Here is a 24,299-nt window from a genome sequence, read left to right on the forward strand (position 1 = left end):
CATCTAAATTAGCTTATGAACAAATTATCCGTCGCCATTGTATTTTGTGCGTTTATTGTGGCAGCCTTAACGGGCTGTGGAGAAAAGTTTAACGCGAAATCTGAAAAAGAATTCGAAGTTTCCAAAACCAAAATTGTAAAAAACCTTAACGCGGAAGAAAAGAACAATCTGGAAAAAGCCTTAAGGGTGATCGCCTTAGAATCGATGCGTTTAAAATGGAACGAACCTGAAAAATACAAGGGAAAATCTTTTGATAAAATTTCTTTGGAAATGATTGATGGTTTAAGCTACTCATCAGTGGTAAACCTGGCCGAAGATCTTTTGCAGGCACACAATAAAAAAGAAATCGCAAAAGTATCAGGAGAAATTGATACACTCGAAATCCAGAAAAAGGAGTTGGTCGTTAATAAACAGAAACTGGATATATTTAAAATCAAGAACCTGACCATAACAGAAGATGAGTTTTTTGGAGAAAAGGTGCCCAAGCTTGAAATTGAATATGTTTACACTGGTAAGCAACCCTTAACTGGTAGTGTTGATGTTAATGTAGAAGTTCGGGAAATATCGACTAAAAAAGTGATTTCTGCTCACATGTCGAGGGATGGGGATGGTAACAATACTTTAAAACCGGGCGATTCGCTGAACGATAATGACATGTTAAGGGAAGCAAAAGCAAATCATCCCGAAAAATGGAAAAATGTTAAATATCCGGTTACCAATGCAAAGCTTGCCGACTTTGGTCTTGAACTTAATGTTTATGCTTCGAGTATTACGACCAATGGCAAAACCATAGCCTTGCCAAAATACAGTGTTGAAGATGTTGATGCAGAGATCAAGAAAAAGAAAGCTGAATTAAAGGAACTTCAGGAAACCAAGGGAACTTTAGATGAGCTGGAGCTTACAAACAAATAAGCTAATTTAATCTGTCATGTTGAGCTTGTCGAAATGCTTTTAAAAGTTTTTCGACAGGCTACCTTGACAGACTCCTTTTATACGGCCGTCATTCCCGCGCAGGCGGGGATCTTAAAACGCTTGCATTACGATTCCCAATCAAGTTGGGAATGACGATCTCTCGCAGACAGCGGTTCGTAAAAAAAAATGTAATTTATTTTAATTCAATAAGTTAGCCATCAGGACGGCAATGATATTAATAATTCAGCTTAGCCAAATTCTATATAAAATCCAGTGTATTAAATTTCTTATTCAAAATATCAGCATTATTTACATCCAGCCATTTATCTAAAATGGTACCATACACCTGCCTGAAATCCAATTGATATTTTAAATCTCCGGTATCCAGATCACTTAAGTTTGGTGCAGCATTAAATATACCCTGTTTCTTTAATTTTCCGCCGAAAACAAACATGTTATTTGCCGTTCCGTGGTCGGTTCCGTTACTGGCATTTTGTTCTACCCTGCGGCCGAATTCGGAGAAGGTAATTACCAGGGTGTCATCCAGTTTATTATTAGTTTTAAGATCTTTCAAGAAAGCGGCCATACCCTCACTGTATTGTTTTAGTAGATTTCCTTGTTGACCGATCTGGTTTACATGGGTATCGAAACCGCTTAACGAAACATAATAAACCCTGGTTTTTAATCCCGACGAAATAAATTTCGAAACCGTTTTTAACTGGTTGGCAAAACCCGAGTTAGGATAAGTTGATTTGGACTGATAAATTTTCGACGTATTCTGGATATAGTTTGCAGAAGAAGAAGTTTCGATCATTGTTTTATATAAATAACCCAAATTATCTTCATCCAAATGCTCTTTATCATTTTGCAACATGGCTTTAAAAAAAGGATCATTCGTATTGCGGAACAACGCTGCGGGATCTTTTAAAGCAATACCCTTTTTGGTCTGTCCTTTCATGGCCAGAGAAAGCGAATCGTCTACCTCGATTGCGGTATAAGGGAATTTGCAGGTTTGGCAATTGCTATCTAGATAACGACCAATCCATCCTGTAGATAAGAACTGATTACTATCACTACCGGTTTGCCAGATATCCATAGAACGAAAGTGCGAACGATCGGGATTTGGGTAACCCACATCGTTAATAATGGTCATCCAGCCCTGATCGTGTATCTCTTGCAGCGCAGCCATATTTGGGTTTAAGCCCTGCATATCGTTCAATTTGATCACTTCTTCAGGTTTGATGGCAATGCTTTTCCTTTTTTGATAATAAATATCATTTCCAAAAGGAATAACCGTGTTCAAACCATCGTTTCCACCAGAAAGCTGTACCACAACCAGGTTTTTGTATAAACTTAACTCATCAAGCGCCATGGCCTCAAGCGGTTTCATGAAAGCCGGAACAAATAGCGAACCTGCTGCCACAAATCCTGTATTTCTTAAAAAATTTCTTCTGTTCATCTTGTTAATAGTTAATGTTTTTTTAGTAGTTCATTGGTTGATGGTTCATAGTTTTATAGTTGATGGCCTGGGTATTTTGGTCAATAGTTAATAGTTTTATAGTTGATAGCCTGGATGTTTAGCTTTTTGGCTATCAACCATCAGCCCTCAACCCTCATTTAACAGCTTAGGTATTTAGCTTTTTGGCTATCAACCATGGGTCATCAAACCATCAACCCTCATTTAACAGCTTAGGTATTTAGCTTTTTGGCTATCAACCATGAGCCATCAAACAATCAACCAAAATGCGCCTAGCACAACTGATACTCCGGCATGCTTGTAATCTCAACCGCGGTACTTCGCAATCCTTTATTATCGCTTACCATGGTTGTAATTTTATCGTTTAATTTTGGTTGTAATAAAAATTCGGTAAGGGCTAATGGCGTCAATCCTTTTGGTAAGGTGCCTAAAAATTTAGGCCAATCGGCATTTGCGTTAACGTACGATTTTGGTTTTGTATTGGCGTTGGCATTGGTGGTTGCTACCCTGCTTAGTGCAATTACGGCCTCATCTTCGGGATCTGCCTTGCCGCTAAAATCGATTTCCCCATCATTTAAAACGAGCGATGGAATGCGCATCCTTAACATTAACGACGAACTGTCGATCCAGCTTTGTCCGCCAGGCCAGCCCGCTACATTTGGCGGGTTAAATAAATATTGGCCTAAACTGCTTTGCAACTGAATTAAAACCTGAGGTTTGTTGTAGGTAACATAAAACTCGCGACTTAAACCCACTAAAAATTCAGCCGGAGATTTAATTTTGGTACCTACGTTTTCAGGGCTGAAAAACCAATCGGATGTAAACATCTTTTTCATCATCGAAGCAATGTCGTACTTCGAGTTGTAAAAATGTGTTGCCAGTTCTTTAACATGCGCCTCATTTGGATTATCGTTCACAAAGAATTTATATACCTTCCTGGCGATGAACTGTGAGGTTTCTGGTTTTTCTAAAATAATGTCGATGATATTTTCACCTTCAAAATTCCCGATTTTACCGAAAAAAGTCTTGGTTCCCGTATCGTGCAGGTTTTCCCTGAAAATAAAAGAGCCATCTTTATCATACATCCAGCCGGTAAACGAACGTGCAGATTCTTTAATATCCTGTTCGGTGTAATTTCCCCTACCCAGGGTGAAAAGTTCCATGAGCTCGCGGGCGAAATTCTCGTTTGGTTTGCCTTTTCTGTTTTGCTGGTTGTTGAGGTATTGCAGCATGGCCGGCGACTTAGAAACTTCAACCAATAAGGTTTTAAAGCTGCCTAAGGCATTATCGCGTTGGATATTGTTTAGCTGTTGTGCAAAAAAAGGATTGTTGCTACGGCAGGCAAAATGGCCATGCCAAAAAAGCGTCATTTTCTCCCTTAATGGTGCATCAGTATTGATCATCTGATTAATGAAAGCAATGTTAAGGTCGCGGCTTACTTCGTTTTGTTCGCGTACAATCTGCTGGCGCATTTTCTTTTCATCATCCGTCAGGTCTTTTTTAGCGTATAAACCCGCCTGTACCAGAAGTTGCCGTTTTGATTCAAAATCATTTACTAATTTGATCGGATCGTCTTTTTGGGAATCTTTAAGCATGTTATCAACCACCTTTTCAAGGTTTTTTTTGCTTAATTTCTGTAAATCGGTATAAGAAATACCGAAGCCCGCCCGGTTGTAAAGATGTTTTACTTTTAAGAAATTATCTTTTGCGTTCATAATGGACAATTTAACAGTATGACTTATTTAAAACGCAAGGGTTTAATCTTTGTTTTCTTTCTTATTTTCGCCTATGTTTTTTCAACTCTTAGATGATGACCCCGGTTTCCCTGATCCAGCTTTGGCAGAAGAGGATGGTTTGCTGGCCATTGGTGGAGATCTGGGTATGGAAAGATTGTTGATTGCCTATTCTAACGGCATATTTCCATGGTTTAGCGAAGGCGAACCAATCCTTTGGTATTCGCCACATGAGCGTTGCGTGATTTATCCTGATAAAATCAAGACCAGCAAAAGCATGAAGAAAATTTTAAAGGACGAAGTTTTTAAAATTACTTTTAACCAGGCTTTTGCTGAAGTGATCCTTAACTGCGCCACCACGGAAAGAAAAGGGCAGGATGGAACCTGGATTACCAACGAAATGCAACAGGCTTACATCAATCTTCATCAGCAGGGTTATGCACACAGTGTGGAAGTTTGGCTGGAAGATAAGCTTGTGGGCGGCTTGTATGGATTAAAGGTTAATCGAGTATTTTGTGGCGAAAGTATGTTCAGTTACGTGAGCAATGCTTCGAAAGCGGCACTTATCTTTTTAAGTAAAATGAATATCGATTTAATCGATTGTCAGTTACCAAACGATCATTTAATGAGTTTGGGTGCAGAAATGATTGATCGAGAATTGTATGCGGAAATGCTTCAGGCTCCTTAATACCAATATGCTTTTAGTTTGTCATTTATTTGAAGCGCAGCCTGCTACTACTATTTAGGTTTCTTCCCGCTTTACGTTTTATCCCGATGTAAAATCGGGATGCTCACTTCAATCGGGGCTAAGGGGCCAGGCCTGCCTTGCTATTATCGGCTAACGCCATAAGAAATTAATTTTGGATGGTTTTCTTACTAACCTGTGTTTAATAAACCCGGTAGTAGCGGTTCCGATTTAAGCATTGTTGTTATTATTTTTTTGGTATGCTTGCTTGTTTCACAGGTTTTATCAGAAGTAGCGGATAACGGGGCTGCTGTTTCAGAAGTATTACTGCATGTTCATTTTCAGATAAAAAGCAAAGGATTATTCTCACTTATTATCATCAATTAAACCCTGCTCGCGCATGGCGTTTTCAATTCTTCTATCGGGGATAAACCAGATACAGGCCACCAGGAAATAAAGTGCAACACCGATCCAGGGGTTGATAAAGCTAAGGGCGATACCACCAATATAAAAAAGGAGGGAAAATTTTCCCTTAGCATCGTTACCAATAGCATGCACCACTAAAGAATGCTGGCCTTCGGTTCTTTTGATCACGATAACCAGTAAAGTATAAGAAATGGCCGCCATAAGCAACACTGCTCCATAAACGATAACCGGCCACAGGGCAAAATGATGCTCGCCCATCCACCCAGCAGCAACAGGAAATAATGAGAGCCAGAACAGGAAATTAAGGTTTGCCCAAAGCATTGATCCATTTACTTTTTTAACGGCATGCAATAAATGATGGTGGTTATTCCAGTAAATGCCGACATAAATGAAACTGAGGATGTAACTGATGAATTTTGGGATAAGTGGTTTTAAAGTCGCTAAAGTTTCGCCATGTTCAGGCACCTTAATCTCCAAAACCATAATGGTGATGATGATTGCAATTACACCATCGCTAAATGCTTCTAATCTGCCTTTATTCATTATTGTTTTTTCGTTAGATAACTAATTACACCAGTTCTGTATTCGGGATCTTTTTCGTTTAAAGCTATAAGTTTATTGGTGAAGTCAAAATTTACAAAAAGTTCAGGGATATCATCATCTGTTGGTAGAAATGCTTTAAATCGATATTGCCCGGAATTATAATCTACGTCTGTTTCATTTAGGTTTGCTACCTCAAAAGTCATCTTATCTGTGCGCATCTTATTTTTTGATTTCAAATTATAGAGCTTTGTAAGAGCAGTTACAAGTCTGTCACTTTCTTTACCAGTCGATTGGAATGAAATCCCATTGGCTAGAAAAGTGTTTTTCATTTCTCCATTTACAATGCCAGCTTTAATATTCTTTTTCAATGAAATTTCGAGGCCAACAGTATCGGTATGATCGAGCCCTTGTGCTTTAAAAATTACAGTAGAATCCGTTTCTTTTTTACTTACAATGTTTAACATCAGATCAATAAAGCCGTCATCTGCCTTTTTTATAACAATTTGAGTTAAATCTTTTTCTGAAGGTTTGCATGAAAATAAAAGAAATATGGTAATCAAAGAGAGCAAATTTTTTTTCATTTTTTAAAAGCGTTTGAGTTAACTACAATTATCAGTCAAATTATTTTATAAAACAAAACCTGCAAGCTTTTGGCCTGCAGGTTCCTTACTATTGTTTTGTTGAAATTATAATTCTCTAACCCAGATGTTTCTAAAGCTAATAGCTGGACTTGGATCGCCGTGATCTTGTAATTTAATCGAAGCGGGGCCATGCTTTTTGTATTCAGGAGCACCAATATAACGGGTTTCACCTTTTAATATATATCCATTTTGCAAAAGCACACCATTTAAAAACAAGGTAACGCTTGCTGGTTTTTGTAACGTACCATCTTCGTTAAAACGTGGTGCATTCCAGATGATATCGTAATATTGCCATTCGCCCGGTTTTTTGTTCGCGTTTGCTAATGGAATAGCTTGTTTATAAACACTACCGGTTTGTCCGTTAACATAGGTTTTATTATTGTAAGCATCCATGATCTGGATTTCATAACCATCATCGCCACCACCGGTTGAAGCTAAAAATACGCCACTATTACCGCGTGCCTGACCTTCACCAGAAATGTTTTCTGGAATTTTCCATTCCATGTGCAATTGGTAATCGGTAAATTTTTTATTGGTTTCAATATTTCCTGTACCTTTTTTTACGGTAAAAAAACCATCATCTATTGTCCACGCTGCTGGTTTCGACGGATCTTTAACGGAATGCCAGGCATCTAAATTGCGTCCATTAAAAAGAATAGTTGCATCAGATGGAGCATCCTGAGGTAATTTGCCAGGTGTAACGATTTTTGGAACAGGTTCCCAAACCTCGGTTGTTTTTGGGTCTTTGGCAGGATCTGGTTTTTTATCTTGTGCCAAAGCTTGCCCTGCAAATAAAACAGGAATAAATAATAGTGTATACTTGTTCATAATTGTGGTTTAACTTTTTAAAGTTAACCAGTTTATTAAGAAATGGAAATTTCGTATTTAAAATTTTACCCCAAATCGTCAACAACATAGGTTTCACTTATAATCACTTCATCAGGGGCAATATCTTCTTTGCGTTGCTCGGCTAAATCGCGTAGCGGACAATAACCGGTAATGCCCCGATATAATAAACCTGCGCCAATAGCAGCCCCGGTTAAACCGATTACCGGATGAGAAAAAATGCTGGTAATGCCTTTAAACAATAAATAGGTGCCTGCTGCGCCTGATAACCAACGCTCAGATTTTGATACATTTTCGAACAACTCCGGATATTTCCAGGCTTCTTTTACATTATTTACTGCGGTATTGAAATCTTGATTTGTCATGATGGTAGGATTTATTTACTACTGTATAACAAGTAAGGAGGGAATGAGTTTTGAAAAGAGTTAAATTTGGTTTGTTTTTGGCCACGGATGCACAGATTTGCACAGAAAATAGGAATTGTTATTTTGTTTTGGCCACTGATGCGCGGATTGACACGGAGATTGGGTTATTTATAAAACAGCTCGTTTGATCTCCAGACTTTGCTTTCCAAAATTTAAAATAAGACCGACTTTGCAACCAGAACATCGGAGGTAGTTTAGTGTTTGTGCGATGTCTGCACTTGAAATTGCGCTTTTGGCTTTAATTTCTAATATAACCGAATCGAATATAATAAAATCGGCATAAAAGCTGTGTGGCAACAAAATATCCTTATAATAAAGTTGATATAGTTTTTCTCTTTCATAAAAATATCCCCTGCTTTCTAATTCAATGCAAAATGCGTCTTTATATACAATTTCTAAAAACCACAGCCTAAATGATTATGAATTTCAATGGCTGCATTAATAATGAGATTTGTTTCGTTTTTTAGAGGAAAGTCTGATTGTAGAATGTCCATACCAAGTGTTTTATATAATTTTAATTCAATTAACTTGGGATGTTATACACTAATATAGCAAAATAGCATGAAGCCGCGAAACCTACTCCGTGTTTTCTGTGCCTCAGTGGCAAAAAATAGAGGAATTGATTTTTAGGTATTGAAAAACACATTTTGAAGCACATTGGTAGAAAAAACAGCAAAGTTTGTGGCGAATTTTAGCGATTAATTCAAAATATCCCTAATGTCTTCCTTACTCAACGATTTAAAGAAACTTTCTTCTGTAGTGATTAACGAGTTGGCCAGCGATTTTTTCCTGTTCTGTAAAGCAAGGATTTTCTCTTCAACAGTATCTTTTGCGATGAATTTATAGATAAAAACCTTTTTGTCCTGACCAATACGGTGTGTCCTATCGATGGCCTGTTGCTCTACCGCAGGGTTCCACCATGGATCGAGGATAAACACATAATCTGCTTGTGTTAAATTTAAACCTACACCACCCGCTTTTATCGAAATCAGAAAAACCTTTAAATCGGTATTCTGCTGAAATTCGGAAACAATTTCGCCACGGTTACGGGTTGAGCCGTCTAAATAAGCAAAAGGAATATTCTCTGCCTCAAAATGCTTTTTAAAGATATCGAGGTGTTTTACGAACTGTGAAAAAACCAAAACCTTGTGTCCGCCTTTAAGCACGTTATCTAAAGTGTGAATCACGTTTTCAAATTTGCCTGAATCGGAGATGTATTCCCCATCGATCATCACGGGGTGATTGGCCAACTGACGTAAAGCGGTTAATCCCTGCAAAAGCTGAACTTGTTTTTGTGCAAAAGTGCCATCGTCCATGCTCTGTAATAGATCGTTGCGGTAAGCCGATTTGGTTTTTTCGTAATATGCGGCCTGGTCTTCGCTCATATCGCAATAAATTACCTGTTCCGTTTTCGGCGGTAATTCTGCGGCCACTTGTTCTTTAGTTCTGCGGAGTACAAAAGGTTTGATGATCGATTGCAGTTTACGTGCTTTTTCTTCGTCCTTTTTCTTTTCGATCGCCTGCACGTATTCTTCGTAGAAAAATGCCTGCGTACCTAATAAACCAGGGTTTAAGAAAGTTAACTGCGACCATAAGTCACTTACCGAATTCTCTACCGGTGTACCACTCAAAATCAGTTTGTGTTTCGATTTTAAGCTTCTAACAGCTTTGAATGATTTGGATGCAGGGTTTTTAATGTTCTGACTTTCGTCGAGAATAATATAATTGAAATAGAAGTTTTTCAGTTCGTCTACATCAACCCTGGTTACGCCATAAGTAGTAATGATGATATCGTAATTGGCAAAATTTGCTACATCTTTATTGCGATTGGTGCCTGTATGGGCTAATATTTTAAGTTTTGGTGTAAATTTTTTAGCCTCTGTTAACCAGTTGTAAATTAAAGAGGTTGGCATAATAATCAGCGATGTGGTTTGTGTACCCAGCAGCTGATCGTCTTCTTTAACTTTTTGTAGCATGGCCAAGGTCTGGATGGTTTTACCCAAACCCATATCATCGGCTAAACAACCGCCAAAATTATATTCACGTAAAAAGCTGAACCAGTTATAGCCCGCTTTTTGGTAATCGCGCAAACTGCCTTTAAAATGCACAGGCATCTGTGTATCGGCAATATCTTCAAAATCAGACAGGCGCTGAAGTTTACGTTCGAGCGTAACATTTGCCAGGCTATCTTCGGCCAGATCGTTAATTAACCCGATATGGTGTTTTTTTAATTTTAGCGTTTGCCCGGCTTCTGCCAAACTGAACAGGCTACCATACTGGGTAAACCATTTATCGGGAATAATGGCCACTTCGCCATCTGGTAACAAAAATTCGCGTTTTTTATGTAAAATATGCTGTTTTAAGGATAAGAAAGGAATCTGATATTTTCCAAACCAAACCACGGCATGGATATCGAACCAATCGTTTCCTTCTTTAACTTCAAGATCGATTTTGCTTGCACCGAATACAAATTTTTTCTGCCCGGTGGCCTGTTCAATTTCAAATCCTGATGCTTCCAGTAACTCAATATGCTCGTTTACCCAGTTGATAGCAGCATAACTTGGATTTTCATCTTCAGCGCTAACTTCGAGGTTGCTGAATAATGAACTTGTTTTTTTAAGTCCTAATGATAACAACAGGTTAAACTGTTTCTTCTCCCATTCAGCTGATCGTTTTATCCGGTGAAAAATATAGTTATCGGCCGTTTTTTCTAAACGAACGGTTACTTTATGCGCATTTTCTACAGGGAAAGTGTATTCGCCATATTTAAAGTATAACTGAATCTGCGAAAGACCGCCATCTACATATAAAACCTTGATTACGGGTGTTGCCTCAAACTGTTCCGTCCTGATTTCGAAACCCTCTGCATACACATGGTGTTTCTCGATTAAAGGGGCAACAAATTTTTCGAAGTAGGTGGCTTCGGTTGTTTTCGGTATGGCAATAAAACGTTTATTTAAAAACGGTTGCAGCTTTTTTCCTTCAATATCCTGATCAAAAAAGTATAAAACATCATTCAGCAATAACCAGGCAGGTTTGTTACTGATGATCTGCGCTTCTTTGAACATAAATTCGATGCGCAGGTTCTGATACTTGATGGTCGGGAAATAACGGGTTTCTGTTTCATTCCTGCGGAAATGAAACAGGATGGACGCTGGTTCGCCGGCAAGTTCAATCTTACGTTCAACAGGCCAGCCATCTTTATCCATTACATAAAGTTCGTTTTTAACCTTCAAAAGCTCTAAAGCTTCGGCGAGTTTCTTTTCAATTTTCGGACGTACATTCTCATAGAATTTATCGTCGAAAACTTTAGTAAAAAACTCGGTAGGCCTGATTAATTTCTTATAATACTTTTTAATCAACGAATCCTGCTCAATATCATCCAAAATTTTAATCAGCTTGTAATCGATGTCACTAAGGCAGGCATTAAACTCTTCGGCCGTGTGGGTAAAAATCCGCTGGTAGGTAAAAGAAAAATCACCCTGTGGATTCAGCTGAACTACGTGTGGTTCAATTAAATAGCCTAGGTACTCATGTTTGCACAAAGAGTACACCACTTTACAGGCTTTAGAACTATCGACACGTAACATTGATGGATTTAAAATTTTTGTAAGCTAAGCGCTTAAAAAACTTTAAACTTACAATATTTTGGGATTACATCAAAAGAACTGGCCGTTTTTGGGATAAAAAATATGTGGATTTTTAATCTGCATGGAAAAACCAGCTGTGATGCAGCAGTTTAATTGACGAATATTATTTAAGCTGCTAAAATATTCGGCTTTGCATGCAAATATTAATACTTTGTAATTGCCAACAACTTATTATCTTAGCCTTTTGATTGGTAGGCTTTTTATTATCAGTCGGTTAACGCATCATCCCAGCTTAAATGAAGTTTTTTTACACGCTCTCTGTGTTCACTTGTCTGTTTTTTTCTGGCTATGGACAGGAAATTCCACGGAGTACCCAATATATTTTCAATAATATCCTGTTGAACCCTGCATTATCGGGTATCGACAACTACACCGATTTAAAAATTGGTCTGCGTAAACAATGGAGCGGTTTAGAAGGCTCGCCAAGCACACAGTATCTTTCTTTGAGTACGGCTATTGGCGAAGATTTTGTGCGTAGCAACGTAAACTCATTCGCAGGCAATGGCGAAAACCCGATGAGCAGGAGTTATGTGAATAATTACACGGCTGCTGAGCCACACCATGGCATTGGTTTGGTAGCAATGACGGATAAAGCGGGTTTAATCAGGCAAACCAACGTGGGTGTAACTTATGCTTATCACCTTGGGCTTACCAATGAAATCAATTTATCGCTGGGGTTATCTGCAGGGTTTAAATCGATCAATGTTGATGTACGTGGAATTGTAGCCGATGAGTCGGGCGATCCATTATTTTCTGCCGATTACAACAATAAAATCAGACCAGATGTTGGCGCTGGTATCTGGTTGTATAGTCCGAGGTTTTTTGCAGGCCTTTCGGCTAAGCAGCTTATTGGTAATAAGAGCAGTGTGGTAGGTAATAAGGTTAAAATTGACGCTTACCAGGCAGCTACTTTTTACGGCACGGCCGGCTATAAAATATTCCTGGATGAAGATATTGCCATGATACCATCTGCATTGATAACTTATTGGACCAATGCCCCTGCCGCATTTGATGCCAACCTGAAATTTGCCTATAAAGATAAATTCTGGGTAGGCAGCAGTTTCAGGAATAATGATTCTTTTTCGCTTCTGGCAGGATTTAACGTTGCCTCGTTGGTAAACCTGAGCTATTCGTATGATGTAAATACTTCAGGTTTACGCTCGGTAAATAATGGTACCCACGAAATTGTATTGGGCATTTTATTAAACAACCGTTATCAGGTAGCATGCCCAAGCAGGCAGTTTTAACGTAACAGTGTAATACTGCCGCCCAATGGTTTGCATTCGGCCCGGAGATCAATCACATAATAATAAACCCCTGCAGGTAATTCTTTATCCCTGAAACGGCCATCAAAGGGTTTGTTGTAATTGCCGATAGATTCGTACACCAGCTGACCACCACGGGTATAAATCTTAATGTTGGTGCCTTTAAAATCGGGTAATCCTCTTACCTGCCAAACATCATTCATACCATCGCCGTTTGGCGTCATAGTATTGGTGATTTCCAGGTTATCGTGGGTTACTTCTACATGTACTTTGGTAAATTCGCTGGTACAGGATCCCAGTTTTCTACGTATATAATAATCAGCAGTTTTAGCCACTTTAAATTTGAAAATGCCTGTAGTGCTTTCTAAAAATGGCTTGGTATCATCAAGTTTTTCGAATAACTGATAGGTGCCTTCTTCCGGAGCAATTACGGGCAATACAATATCAGAAACATAACAAACGCGGAGATCATTGATAATCGGAGCGAGGATTTTAAATGGCTCATCAACGATGGTAAACGGCTCACTGATGGCGTAACCGCAGGCTGTTTTGTCTTTAACTTCTAAACGGTATATTCCCGCACCAATTTTGGTTAAATCCTGGGTAAACTGAACGGCTTCGCCAGTCTCGTTTAACCATTTAAAAGTATAACCAGGTACACCGCCGATTACCTCAACGCCAGTAACCGCCCCCCTTTGCAGGGTACACCCATCTTTTACCGTTGTTCCGGTTTTAGGCACAATAGTAAGCAGTGGAGTTACCTCTATGGTATAAGGGCCCATAATAACCGGGCTACAGTTATTAATATCGTAAGCATACATGGTATAAGTACCACCAGGTAAATTTTTAAGAGAAATGGAAGTAGTGGTTTTGGTACTTAAAACAATGTTGCCTGCCTGATCTTTCCACTCATATCGGTATGGAAGGGCCGAGCTAAAATCAAGATCAATGGTTCCATTAATTAAACCACAGGTTGTTGGCGATTCGCGGTGCGAAAAGTTGTAAACCGGAAGTGGTGTTGCAGTTACCACAAAATCTCTTGGAACCCTTGGACAGGTAGACTTGCTGTTGCTTGCCCAAAGCCTGTAAGAACCAGCTTTTAGGTTTTCGATTAATAAAGATGTTCCTACAGAATAAGTACCTTTTTTAATGGTAATCCCATCTGGCCCTATCCACTCGTAACCATCTGCATCTGTTAAAGTAATCCCACCTATGGTGCCATTGCTGCTGTTACAGGTTTCATTTTTTCTGATCGAAGCATCGCTGATCTGGATGGTATTATCGGTAATAATAAAATAAGAAGCAGAAGTAGATCCGCACTCTCCCTGATCGGTTACCACAATGGTATAATTACCACCTTCAACATTTTGGAGGTCGGCGGTGGTTGCAATTACATCACCTAGAGCGCCGGTAAGAAGATCTGGTTTATACCATTTATAAGTCATTGTTCCGGTGAAATCGGTAAATTTTAAATCCTTGATTGCTCCATTTTGGCTGCCACAAGTTGCGTGTTTTGGTGCTGTGGTACTGGTGATGATAATTTTTGGTTTTCTTTTAACCGTAATCGGATCTGAATCGAGTGAGCAGTTTGCTTCATCCGATACAGTTACAAAATAAGTACCTTCAGGTAAGTTGGCAGGGTTAGCAGTACTTACTACAACATTTGTTGCCGTATTGGTCCACTTGTATTTTAATACTCCTTTTCCCCTTAAAACCTCAGCCGTATAAGTAAAAGAAGTTTGTCCGCAGGCAGGAGAAATCGGTTGGATATTGGGTTTGGTTAATTTTTGATCTTTAATGATGAATACTGAAGGAAAAGCTTTACAGCCATCATCAACAGTTACTTCATAAGTGCCAACCTCTAAATTAGTGATACTTTGTGTATTTCCTTTAGGTACCCGGCTGCCATCAGTTTCTATTTTTACCCAGCTAAAAGTAAAACCTTCGCGGGGCTCTGGTATGGTGATTGATCCATTTGCATTGCAGGTTACGGGTTCAACTATCGCTTCATTAGGCAAAAGCTCGGCGGTAGAAAATGGTGAGGTAGTTGCATTTAACAAACTGGCAGTTGCGGTAACCATTCCGGTAAGGGTTCCATTGTACTCCCAGCGGCCATCACTACCAGTTTGTACAGTGGCAATATAGATTTTACCCTCGCAGATACCCTGACAGTTTACGGTATAAAACAGTTCTACTTCTGAGTTAGGTGTAGCCCTGCCAGAAACGTAGTCATTCCTTTTTTTGAGGACCTGGATATAGGGTTGAAGAATAGTTAATGTTTTTCCAATTCCAAATGTCCTGTTACAAAAGAAACTGTTCCTTGTAATTTTTACAGGTTTAGAAGATACGGTTTCAACCCCGAAGCTGTTATTGGCAATTAAGTTAACTTCTGCCGGAGTTGCCCCACCGATTGTTCCACCTGCGCCTGCTTCTATTTTAACGCCGATGCCATTGCCCATCACCACAGCTCCGGCGGCATCTGTTCCGATTGCGTTGCCCGTTAGAATAAAATCTGAATTGGTAATCGAAACACCAGTGGTTCTATTTCCACCAATAATATTGTTGCGCACATAAAGTGCTGTATTGATGGCATTAACCTTTAAACCTGCAATTTCTAAAGAGGAGGACGAAAGAAAAATAGGTAACTCATGAAAATCTTTCTTGCCTGTGTAGTCGACACCGATTTTGTTATTGATGATATTGATGTCAAATCTTGCAGTGGTGGAGTAAGATGAGCGGGTAATGTCTAAATTGATCCGGTTTGCGGCAATTACGTTGCCTTCGCCACCATTGTCACCACCAATATCCAAAGCACTGTCGTATAAATTGGCAGATATACCAAAAACATTGGTGTTGGGGGTAATCCCATCGTATATTACCCCGATTAAATTCGATTGGATCTTAATTTTAGTGGCGGTGATGTTACTATAGATGTAGTTATTCCGAATGGCAATACCGTTAATATTTCCACCAATTACATTTCCTTTTCCGGGGGCGCCAATGGTGATGTTATTTGCACGGTAGTCGATCACAATACCCGATCCCTGGGCTGTGTTAACATTTTGTAAATTGGTGATGGTAGCGAAATTTCTGATGTACAAACCATATACTTCCACACCAGTGGTTTGAATTTGAGTATCCAAAGACTGCCCGATTGTTAACCCTGAAAAGGTGCTGTTGGGATATTCGGGTTCTAAAATTACTTTTGCTCCCGAAACGCCAAGTGCTGGCCATGCCGTTTGTGAGCTTCCGTCGATTATTACATTGGATGAGACCACAGGTAGGGCAGAACGCAACCTGATGGTGCGGTTGGCATTATCGCTAGGGGTGCCCGGTAAATTAAAATTGATGGTAAAAGTAGTTGTTCTGTTGGCTGCAGCAGCTTGCATTAAGCCTTCCCTTAATGTTCCAGGGCCGCTATCGGCATTACTGGTAACCACATAAGTTTGAGCGTAAATATTATTAAAGAAAAATAAGCCCACAAACAGGGCCAGCAGTTTTGAGAGACGCATAAAAATGTTTGGTACAGCCAAAATACAAATAAAAGTTTAGTGGCTAGGGTTTTAGTTCACAAACCTACATTATTTTTCTGAAAATGAGTTGTCTTGGTTTTTTACCACCGAGTTCACTGAGGGAGACACAGAGAACATGGGATTGGGGATTCTATCGTATTAATCTGGTTTTAAATATCTTTTGCTGCGTTAACATAGGTAGATTCCAGTAGTGCGGCGTCATTCCAGCGCAGGCCTACCATGTAGACACATATTTTTAAGAATATTTTAGGCATTTTGCTAACCAACTTTAATAAAGCACGCATTTTAACCAAGGACGCAGTCAATCCCAAGAGCCAGGGAAATCAAAAAAACAGGTGCAGTTCAGGTAAATTGGCACTAACAAACCTGAAACGCAGTGGTTTTGTGTTCATAACGATTATTTAATTTTAAAAAATATTGAACACAAAACAAAGTGCCACTGTTTTTTTGATGGGCATGGGATTGTGCAAAAGGCTCATTGCTGGATTGACGAAGCGCTTTGGGTACTTTGGCGCTCCAAAGTATCATGCAACCGCGGCATAGAGCGGCAGAAAAATATTAAAATTAATTATGTCCGCACGGTAGGCGTAGGCGGAAATCTTAAAGCACTTGCATGAAGGTTCCCAATCAACCCGATAGCTATCCGGTTGGGAATAACGATTCCTCTCTGCCTATCAATTAAATAGAATTACTTGTCATTTAATCGATTTTTATAAAATAAATTGCGATTCAGGATGAAAAAAAATCCTCCGTGTTGTACCCTGCCTCCTTGGCAAAAAGCAACGCGATGACCTGTGGGGACACAGGCTATGGAATGAAATGAAAAAAGGCATCCTGAAAAATCAGAATGCCTTTAAATGTGCCTGTTAATTCTTATTTATTTCCAGCCACCGCCTAATGCACGGTATAGGTTAACAACTGATTGCAGTTTTTGTAATCTATCGTTAATACCGCTCAACTGAGCGCTTAATAAACTTTGTTCTGAAGTTAGTACATCAGTATAATTTGTTGCCGAGCTGTAACGCAATAACTCTTTGGTAAAATCGACTGCTTTGGTTAATGAAGCAATCTGCTTCGCCCTTGTTTCCTCTTTTTCTGCAGCGGTTTGGTAAGCATATAATGCGTTTGATACTTCCTGTCCGCCGGTTAAAAGGGTTTGTTGGAAAGTGTAAAAAGCAATCTGCTGATTGGCTTCTGCTGTTTTTAAACGTGCTTTATTGGCCCCTTTTGCAAAAATCGGCTGGGTTAAACCTCCCACTAAATTATAGAAGATAGATTTGCTGAAGAAATCGCTTAACTGCAAACTCGATAAACCACCTGCTGCGGTAATAGTTAAAGCAGGATAAAAGTAAGCTTTAGCTACATTGGTGTTTTCAAAAGCTGATCTGAATCCAAATTCGGCAGCAATTACATCCGGACGGTTTTTTAACAACTGTGCAGAAACGCCTGTTTGTAAATTGGCGTAAGGGGTTTGCTGATCCAGTGTAGTACGGTTAATCGCATTTGGCGCTTTGGCTACCAATATACTTAAAGCATTTTCAGCTTCTTTTATGCTTCTTTTTAAATCCGGTACGGTTACCTGAGCCGCATATAAATTGGCTTCACTTTGTACTACTGCTGCACCATTAACTACCGCACCTTGCTTTAGTGCTTTCATGGTTTCCACATCCTGGGTTCTAACCTTAATGGTTTGCTCTGTAATGGCCAGTTGCTTATCAAGGGCTAATAAGGTATAATAATTATTGGCAATGGTAGCAATCAATTGTGTTTGTACGGCTCTTTTTGCGGCATCGCTTTGTAGCAATGTAGCATAAGCACCACGTTTTGCACTGGTTAACTTTCCCCATATATCAGCTTCCCAACTGGTACTCAGTTGTGCTTTGTAGGTTTGGGTTTCTAAATTAATGTTAATTCCAGCGGGAAAATTCTGTGCAGCTGCAGATGCCTTATTATCGGTTACGTTTACATCGGCCTGTAAGCTTGGCAGCAATGCACCACGGCTCTGTATTAAAGTAGCCTCTGCAATTTTGATCCGCTCAATCGCCTGTTTCAGGTCTAAATTTTCATTTATGCCCTGCTGGATTAACGATTGTAAGGTGGTATCCGAAAACAGCGTTTTCCACTGCAGGTCTGCCATCGTAGTGGTATCTGTTGTACTATTATCGCGGTATAAACCTTCGCTTGTTAGCTGGGGGCGTTCGTATTTTTTAGTTACGCAGGCACTCAGGGTAACAATGGCTAAACCTATTAAAATGGAATGCTTATATCTAAAATTCATTTTCTTAATATTAATGTTTGCTGTTCGCAGTAGCCAATTCATATTCCTCTGGCGTTTGTTCATGATCAATGCCTTCGTTAAAAGGTGATTTATTACTGATGCGCTCCTGTAAGGATTGGAATATGATAAACAGAGCCGGAATTACGAAAACCCCAAAAATTGTTCCGATCAACATACCACCAACGGCACCTGTACCAATTGAGGTATTACCCGCGGCGCCCACACCTGATGATAACATCAGTGGCAATAATCCTAAGATAAAGGCAAATGAAGTCATCAAAATCGGACGTAAACGTGCTGTTGCACCATCTATCGCCGCGTTCGCTATGCTCATGCCTTTTCTTCTTCTATCTACCGCATATTCTACGATCAAAATGGCATTCTTAGCGAGTAGTCCTACAAGCATAATCAGGGTAATCTGTGTATAAATGTTGTTATCCACCCCAAAAATTTTGTCAAAAACGAATACACCTGCCAAACCAACTGGTAGCGAGAATAAAACCGCTAGTGGTAAAATATAACTTTCGTACTGTGCAGCAAGTAAGAAATAAACAAAAATTACGCAAAGTAAAAAGATGAATACGGTTTGACTGCCACCTGCCATCTCCTCACGTGATAAACCCGAAAATTCATAGCCATATCCTGCCGGAAGGTTTTTAGCAGCCTCTTCCTGAACAGCCTTCAAAGCATCACCCGAACTATAACCTGCATTTGGGTTACCGGTTACCGAAATTGAAGTAAACAAGTTGAAACGCGAAATAGCCTGTGGTCCGTATACTTTGGTTAAAGTAATAAACTCTGATACGGGAGCCATTGCCCCTGAAGAATTTCTAACAAAAATACGGGTCAACGTTTGCTCGTTTGCTCGGTATTGGGCATCTGCCTGGAACATTACCCTAAACTGTTTACCAAATTTGTTAAAGTTTGAGGCATAAACACCGCCATAATAGCCCTGCATTACACCCAACACATCACTAACATTCAGGCCAGCCTGTTTAACCTTTGCCACATTTACATCAATCTGATATTGTGGGAAATTTGGGTTAAAAGAGGTTGATGCATATTGGATTTCTGGACGTTTACTCAACGCCGCTAAAAATGCGTTTCCAATTTCGTTGAATTTTTTAATATCTCCACCGGTTTTATCCTGTAACTGGAACTCGAAACCGCCACTGGTACCAAAACCCTGGATGGTTGGCGGAGCAAAGAAAATAATTTTAGCACCTTTAATACCCGCAGTTTTTGCAAACAGTTCGCCAATGATTGTTTTTACATCACGGCCTTTACGTTCATCCCAAGGGGTTAAACGCGAAATTACCATCCCGTAAGAACTACCAGAACCACTGATCATACTACGGCCCACAACCCTTAAAGTGTTTTTAATTTCTGGTATTTTGTGTGCGATACTATCAATTTTTGCAATTACAATATTGGTTTCCTCTTGCGAGGTTCCTGCTGGTAATGAGATATCACTCATGATGGTTCCCAAATCCTCATTCGGTACAAAACCTTTCGGTGTGGTATTCATCGTCCAAACCAATACTACTGCGAAGAAAGCAATAGCCAATCCAACAATCCATTTTTTTCTGGAAAGGAAGCCTACCGATTTTTTATATTTTCCGGTTACCGCATCGAATGAAGTATTAAAAGCATCGTAAAAACGGTTTAAAAAGTTCTTTGATTTTTTGTGCTCTTCTTTGTGCGGTTTTAAGAATAAAGCACATAATGCCGGACTTAAAGTTAAGGCGTTAATGGCCGATAATATAATCGAAATGGCCAGTGTTAAACCAAATTGTTTGTAAAATACTCCCGAAGATCCGGAGATGAAACTCACCGGGATAAATACGGCAGCCATTACCAGAGTAATCGAAATAATCGCTCCACTAATATCGTCCATCGCATCTATGGTTGCTTTTCTGGCATCGGTATAACCTTCATCCAGCTTGGCGTGCACAGCCTCTACTACCACAATCGCGTCATCCACCACAATACCAATAGCCAGCACAAGTGCGAATAAGGTGAGCAAGTTGATGGTAAATCCAAACAAACTCAGGAAGAAGAACGTTCCGATAATCGCCACCGGCACACTGATTGCCGGGATCAAGGTTGAACGGAAATCCTGTAGGAAGATAAATACTACTAAGAACACCAAAATAAATGCTTCGATTAAGGTGTGAAGCACTTTTTCAATAGATGCATCCAAAAAGTCGTTTACGTTAACCAAAGTTGAATAATGTACGCCTTTTGGAAAAGATTTTTGAGCTTCATCAAGCGTTTTGATGGAATTTTCGATTACCTCTTTTGCATTTGAACCTGCTGTTTGGTTAATCGCGATACCCAATGCCTGTTTGCCGTTAAATTTAACCGAACTGGCATAACTCTGTGCACCTAATTCGATCCTTGCGATGTCTTTTAAACGGAGAATCTGGCCGTTATCGGTGGTACGGATAATGATGTTGCCAAACTGGGCCTCATCTTTTAACCTGCCGGTATATTTTAAGGTATATTGAAATGCCTGATCGCCAAGCTCTCCAAACTGACCTGGTGCAGCCTCCACGTTCTGATCGGCAAGGGCAACGTTAATATCGTTCGGAACCAAGCCATAGGTTGCCATTACATCAGGTTTTAACCAGATACGCATGGTATAATCCAACGTTCCGAATGCACTTGCATCACCCACACCATTGATACGTTTAATCTGCGGGATGATGTTGATGTTTGCATAGTTCTGCAAAAACTTCTGATCATAAGAAGGATCGTCGCTATATAAACCAAAGATCAACACGTTACTCGCCTGTCTTTTAGCCGTAATAACTCCCGATTTGGTCACCTCTGCAGGTAATAAACTGGTCGCACGTGCCACCCTGTTCTGTACGTTAACCGCCGCAAGATCGGGGTTAGTACCCAGTTTAAAGTTTACGGTAATGGTTGCAGAACCATCGTTACTGGCGGTAGAAGTCATGTAGGTCATGTCTTCCACACCATTTATCTGCTCTTCCAGCGGAACAACAACGCTATTCATAACCACATCGGCGTTGGCACCCTGGTATGAAGTAGAAACCTGCACCGTTGGCGGGGCAATTTCCGGATATTGTGAAACCGGCAACGTAGCTAAACCTAAAACACCGAGTATTACGATGATGATGGATATAACCGTTGATAAAACCGGTCTTTCTATAAATTTCTTAAACATAATTAATATTGATTACACTGCAATAGTGTGATTGGCAATGATTATATTGTTATTTCTTGATATCAGCATAAACTGAATCAGCATTTTTTTCTTCAGGTTTGATTTTCGTTCCGTCTTTTAACGATTGGAAACCCTCAAGAACAACTTTATCCCCAGCTTTTAAACCTTTAGTTACGACATAGAACTTGCCTTTGGCCAAATCCATAATCTCGATTTCGGTACTAATGGTTTTTGCAGAATCGCCCAGAACATAAACGAATTTTTTGCCCTGTAAATCGATTGTTGATTTTTGAGGAATTAAAATTGCATTCTCAATGTGCTGAGGAACCCTTACAGAAGCACTTGCTCCATTTTTTAATAAAGAAATAGGGTTGGGGAAGGTTGCCCTTAAACTTGCAGCACCTGTGCTGGTATTAATTTGTCCGTTGATAGATTCAATTTTTCCATTTTGTGCATAAATTGTTCCATCTGCCAGCACCAAACTTACCGCCGGGATGTTTTTCATTTGCTGTGCCAAGGTATTTCCTTTATAGGTTTTAGAAAAATCTAAAAGCTGTTTCTCATTTAAAGAGAAGTAAGCATAAACCTTTGAAGTGTTAGAAACTGTTGTTAATGGCTGGGTACTGGTGCTGCTCACCAAACTTCCATTTCTGAATGGAATACTGCCAACCACACCATCAACCGGGCTCTTAACCGAAGTATAACCTAAGTTTACCTGTGCATTTGCCAATTCGGCTTTTGCCTGTGCCAATGCTGCTTTTCTGCTTTGAAGTGTTAATTGAGCTGCATCAAGATCGTATTTGCTGATGATGTCTTTTTCTACCAAAGGCCTGGTTTTGTTTACCGTTAGCTGGGCCGCATTAACATCCGCTTCTGCACTGCTAATCGCTGCTCTTGCTGTGCGTACCTGCTGCTCGTACTGAGGCGCATTAATGGTGAAAAGTAACTGGCCTTTTTTAACCACCGCACCCTCATCTACAAAAATCTTTTCTATAAAGCCATCAACCTTAGGGCGGATATCGATATTTTGAATACCTTCAATCGTTGCCGGATAATCAGAATCTAAAGTGGTGTTTTGTGAATTTACGGTAAAAACCGGGTAAGCTTGTGGACCAGCTGCTGCTGCAGCTGCGGCTTTTTTAGCAGCATCGTTGTTTCCGCAGGATGCTAAGAGCATACCCATGCTCATGCTAAAAAAGAGAGTTGTTACTTTTCTCATGGACTATTTCTGTGTGTGTATAAATTTAAATTTCCGGAATTAAGAGCGTCGTCAAAATTTAGGACTTCGATTTCCGCCGATAATTGCCCAAAAATAGAGCCTAAAAAAAAATAATTCTGTCCAAATTCTGTCATTTAATCAATCGATTGATTTATTTTTTGATTGAAAACGTGATTAATTTGGTTTAAATGACTGTTTTAAAGCTGTTTGAGTGCCATTTTATGCCTGAAAGTGATGTGTAAATATCTTGCGACAGATGTTAAATGGTGTTAAAATTGCTTGTTAGGAAGCGATTTTTAAACGATTAATCCTGTTTGTTTTAACAAACAAAAAGCGTTGGTGGTGTATGTTTTACACGAGATATTTGGATCGCAACTAAACCTCGCAGGTTTCAAAAACCTACGAGGTTTATAAAAAGATTACTCTACTTCTCCCTCAAAAACCAATTTGGCCGGGCCGCATAAAAATACATTGGTAAATGCTTTACCGTCGTAATCGAATTCTATTTTAATATCGCCGCCTAAAACCTTAATATCAGTTTTAATATGGCCGGTTTGGTTTTTATGTTTTGCTATAGCCATGGCAACCGCTGTTACCCCTGTGCCACAGGCATAAGTTTCATCTTCTACACCACGTTCGTAAGTCCGTACAAACAAATGGTCGCCCTTATCCTCAACAAAGTTTACATTTATACCTTTTTCTGCATAAGTTGAATTATACCGAATACTTTTCCCTTCATGAAAAACATCCAGGTCTTTCAAATCACTTTGTAAAGCAACATAATGTGGCGAACCGGTATTGAGCACATAAGCCTCCCCATCTTTGGTGATGGTATCTACATCAATCATCTGCAGGTCAACCCATTCACCATTTTCTGAAATTCTGGCATAGTGCGGTCCGTCTACTGCCAAAAAGTTGGTTTCGCGATCAATAATGCCAAGTTGTTTGGCAAAAGCTACGATGCACCTGCCACCATTTCCGCACATACTGCCCAACTTGCCATCTGCATTGAAATAATGCATCTCAAAATCGTAATCCTCGTGCTTTGTAATGAACATTAATCCATCGGCACCAATGCCAAATCGTCTGTGGCATAATTGTTCAACTAGTTGATTGTCAATATTTTCTAACGAACTTGTAGTGTGGTCTATCAAAATGAAATCGTTGCCTGCGCCTTGGTATTTATAAAAATTAATTTTCATGAAAGCTTCATTTTTTAATGCAATATTTGAGTTGCAAAAGGTAATAAGCGGATTGTGTTTTTTAATTTAACATTTTTTAACACAAAACTAAGTGCTTTGAGGATACAAATATCGTTTATATGGTATTAAATTTGAATAAACTTACTAAAGAAAATTTGAGCAGATAAAAACTGCTGGAGCATCCTGCTTAAATCAAAATAAAAAACGCTCCCGCAAACAATAATATTTAACAAATGAAATATGATAAGCTAAACAATTAGCTAGCAAAACA

Annotated in this window: 16 protein-coding genes; 3 read left to right on the plus strand and 13 right to left on the minus strand. The window is 39.5% G+C overall.

Translation table 11 applies throughout. From position 1 onward, the window contains the following. The first annotated feature begins 15 nt into the window (after positions 1-15). Positions 16-912 carry a DUF6694 family lipoprotein gene (locus tag H9L23_RS23935; RefSeq protein WP_187592661.1) on the plus strand — a complete coding sequence of 299 codons (897 nt, stop codon included), beginning with the start codon at positions 16-18 and terminating at the stop codon, positions 910-912. Between the two features lie 259 nt (positions 913-1,171). Here H9L23_RS23935 and H9L23_RS23940 read toward each other — a convergent pair whose 3' ends face one another. Together H9L23_RS23940 and H9L23_RS23945 are read right to left on the minus strand one after the other, a co-directional pair. Continuing rightward, a complete protein-coding gene (locus H9L23_RS23940) occupies positions 1,172-2,371 on the minus strand; it encodes a DUF1501 domain-containing protein (protein WP_187592662.1) in 1,200 nt (399 codons plus the stop codon). 290 nt (positions 2,372-2,661) lie between these two features. Next, a complete protein-coding gene (locus tag H9L23_RS23945) occupies positions 2,662-4,104 on the minus strand; it encodes a DUF1800 domain-containing protein (protein WP_187592663.1) in 1,443 nt (480 codons plus the stop codon). Positions 4,105-4,177: 73 nt separating this feature from the next. Here H9L23_RS23945 and aat point away from each other — a divergent pair, with 73 nt between their 5' ends. Next, positions 4,178-4,810 carry a leucyl/phenylalanyl-tRNA--protein transferase gene (gene aat / locus H9L23_RS23950; RefSeq protein WP_187592664.1) on the plus strand — a complete coding sequence of 211 codons (633 nt, stop codon included), beginning with the start codon at positions 4,178-4,180 and terminating at the stop codon, positions 4,808-4,810. 363 nt (positions 4,811-5,173) lie between these two features. Here aat and H9L23_RS23955 read toward each other — a convergent pair whose 3' ends face one another. The 6 genes from H9L23_RS23955 to H9L23_RS23980 form a co-directional block, all read right to left on the minus strand. Beyond that, the gene (locus H9L23_RS23955) at positions 5,174-5,776 is read right to left on the minus strand and encodes a TMEM175 family protein (protein ID WP_187592665.1); all 603 of its coding nucleotides are present in this window, start codon (positions 5,774-5,776) and stop codon (positions 5,174-5,176) included. Then, positions 5,776-6,357 carry a hypothetical protein gene (locus H9L23_RS23960; RefSeq protein WP_187592666.1) on the minus strand — a complete coding sequence of 194 codons (582 nt, stop codon included), beginning with the start codon at positions 6,355-6,357 and terminating at the stop codon, positions 5,776-5,778. Before H9L23_RS23960 ends, H9L23_RS23955 begins: the two co-directional genes overlap by 1 nt. 105 nt (positions 6,358-6,462) lie before the next feature. Further along, the gene (locus H9L23_RS23965; protein WP_187592667.1) at positions 6,463-7,245 is read right to left on the minus strand and encodes a 3-keto-disaccharide hydrolase; all 783 of its coding nucleotides are present in this window, start codon (positions 7,243-7,245) and stop codon (positions 6,463-6,465) included. Between the two features lie 65 nt (positions 7,246-7,310). Further along, positions 7,311-7,628, minus strand: coding sequence for a YgaP family membrane protein (locus tag H9L23_RS23970; RefSeq protein WP_025143335.1), 318 nt, complete (start codon positions 7,626-7,628; stop codon positions 7,311-7,313). 168 nt (positions 7,629-7,796) lie between these two features. Beyond that, on the minus strand, positions 7,797-8,096 hold the full coding sequence (locus tag H9L23_RS27155) for a GxxExxY protein (RefSeq protein ID WP_223191108.1): 300 nt from the start codon (positions 8,094-8,096) through the stop codon (positions 7,797-7,799). 290 nt (positions 8,097-8,386) lie between these two features. Beyond that, a complete protein-coding gene (locus tag H9L23_RS23980; RefSeq protein ID WP_187592668.1) occupies positions 8,387-11,278 on the minus strand; it encodes a DEAD/DEAH box helicase in 2,892 nt (963 codons plus the stop codon). Between the two features lie 296 nt (positions 11,279-11,574). Here H9L23_RS23980 and H9L23_RS23985 point away from each other — a divergent pair, with 296 nt between their 5' ends. Next, positions 11,575-12,585, plus strand: a complete 1,011-nt coding sequence (locus H9L23_RS23985) for a PorP/SprF family type IX secretion system membrane protein (protein ID WP_187592669.1) — start codon at positions 11,575-11,577, stop codon at positions 12,583-12,585. Here H9L23_RS23985 and H9L23_RS23990 read toward each other — a convergent pair. The 5 genes from H9L23_RS23990 to dapF all read right to left on the minus strand — a co-directional run bounded on the left by H9L23_RS23990 (position 12,582) and on the right by dapF (position 24,028). Next, positions 12,582-16,115: a gliding motility-associated C-terminal domain-containing protein gene (locus tag H9L23_RS23990; RefSeq protein ID WP_187592670.1), complete on the minus strand. Its 3,534-nt coding sequence runs from the start codon at positions 16,113-16,115 to the stop codon at positions 12,582-12,584. The two genes, H9L23_RS23985 and H9L23_RS23990, sit on opposite strands and share 4 nt — an antisense overlap. Before the next feature lie 898 nt (positions 16,116-17,013). Next, positions 17,014-18,414, minus strand: coding sequence for an efflux transporter outer membrane subunit (locus H9L23_RS23995; RefSeq protein ID WP_187592671.1), 1,401 nt, complete (start codon positions 18,412-18,414; stop codon positions 17,014-17,016). Between the two features lie 10 nt (positions 18,415-18,424). Then, entirely contained in the window at positions 18,425-21,607 is a 3,183-nt protein-coding gene (locus H9L23_RS24000; protein ID WP_187592672.1) for an efflux RND transporter permease subunit, read from the minus strand. A 49-nt stretch (positions 21,608-21,656) separates the two neighbouring features. Beyond that, entirely contained in the window at positions 21,657-22,826 is a 1,170-nt protein-coding gene (locus tag H9L23_RS24005) for an efflux RND transporter periplasmic adaptor subunit (RefSeq protein WP_246474772.1), read from the minus strand. A gap of 419 nt (positions 22,827-23,245) precedes the next feature. Beyond that, positions 23,246-24,028: a diaminopimelate epimerase gene (gene dapF / locus H9L23_RS24010; RefSeq protein WP_187592673.1), complete on the minus strand. Its 783-nt coding sequence runs from the start codon at positions 24,026-24,028 to the stop codon at positions 23,246-23,248. Positions 24,029-24,299 lie beyond the last annotated feature (271 nt).

The organism is Pedobacter roseus (assembly GCF_014395225.1).
Lineage (GTDB): Bacteria > Bacteroidota > Bacteroidia > Sphingobacteriales > Sphingobacteriaceae > Pedobacter > Pedobacter roseus.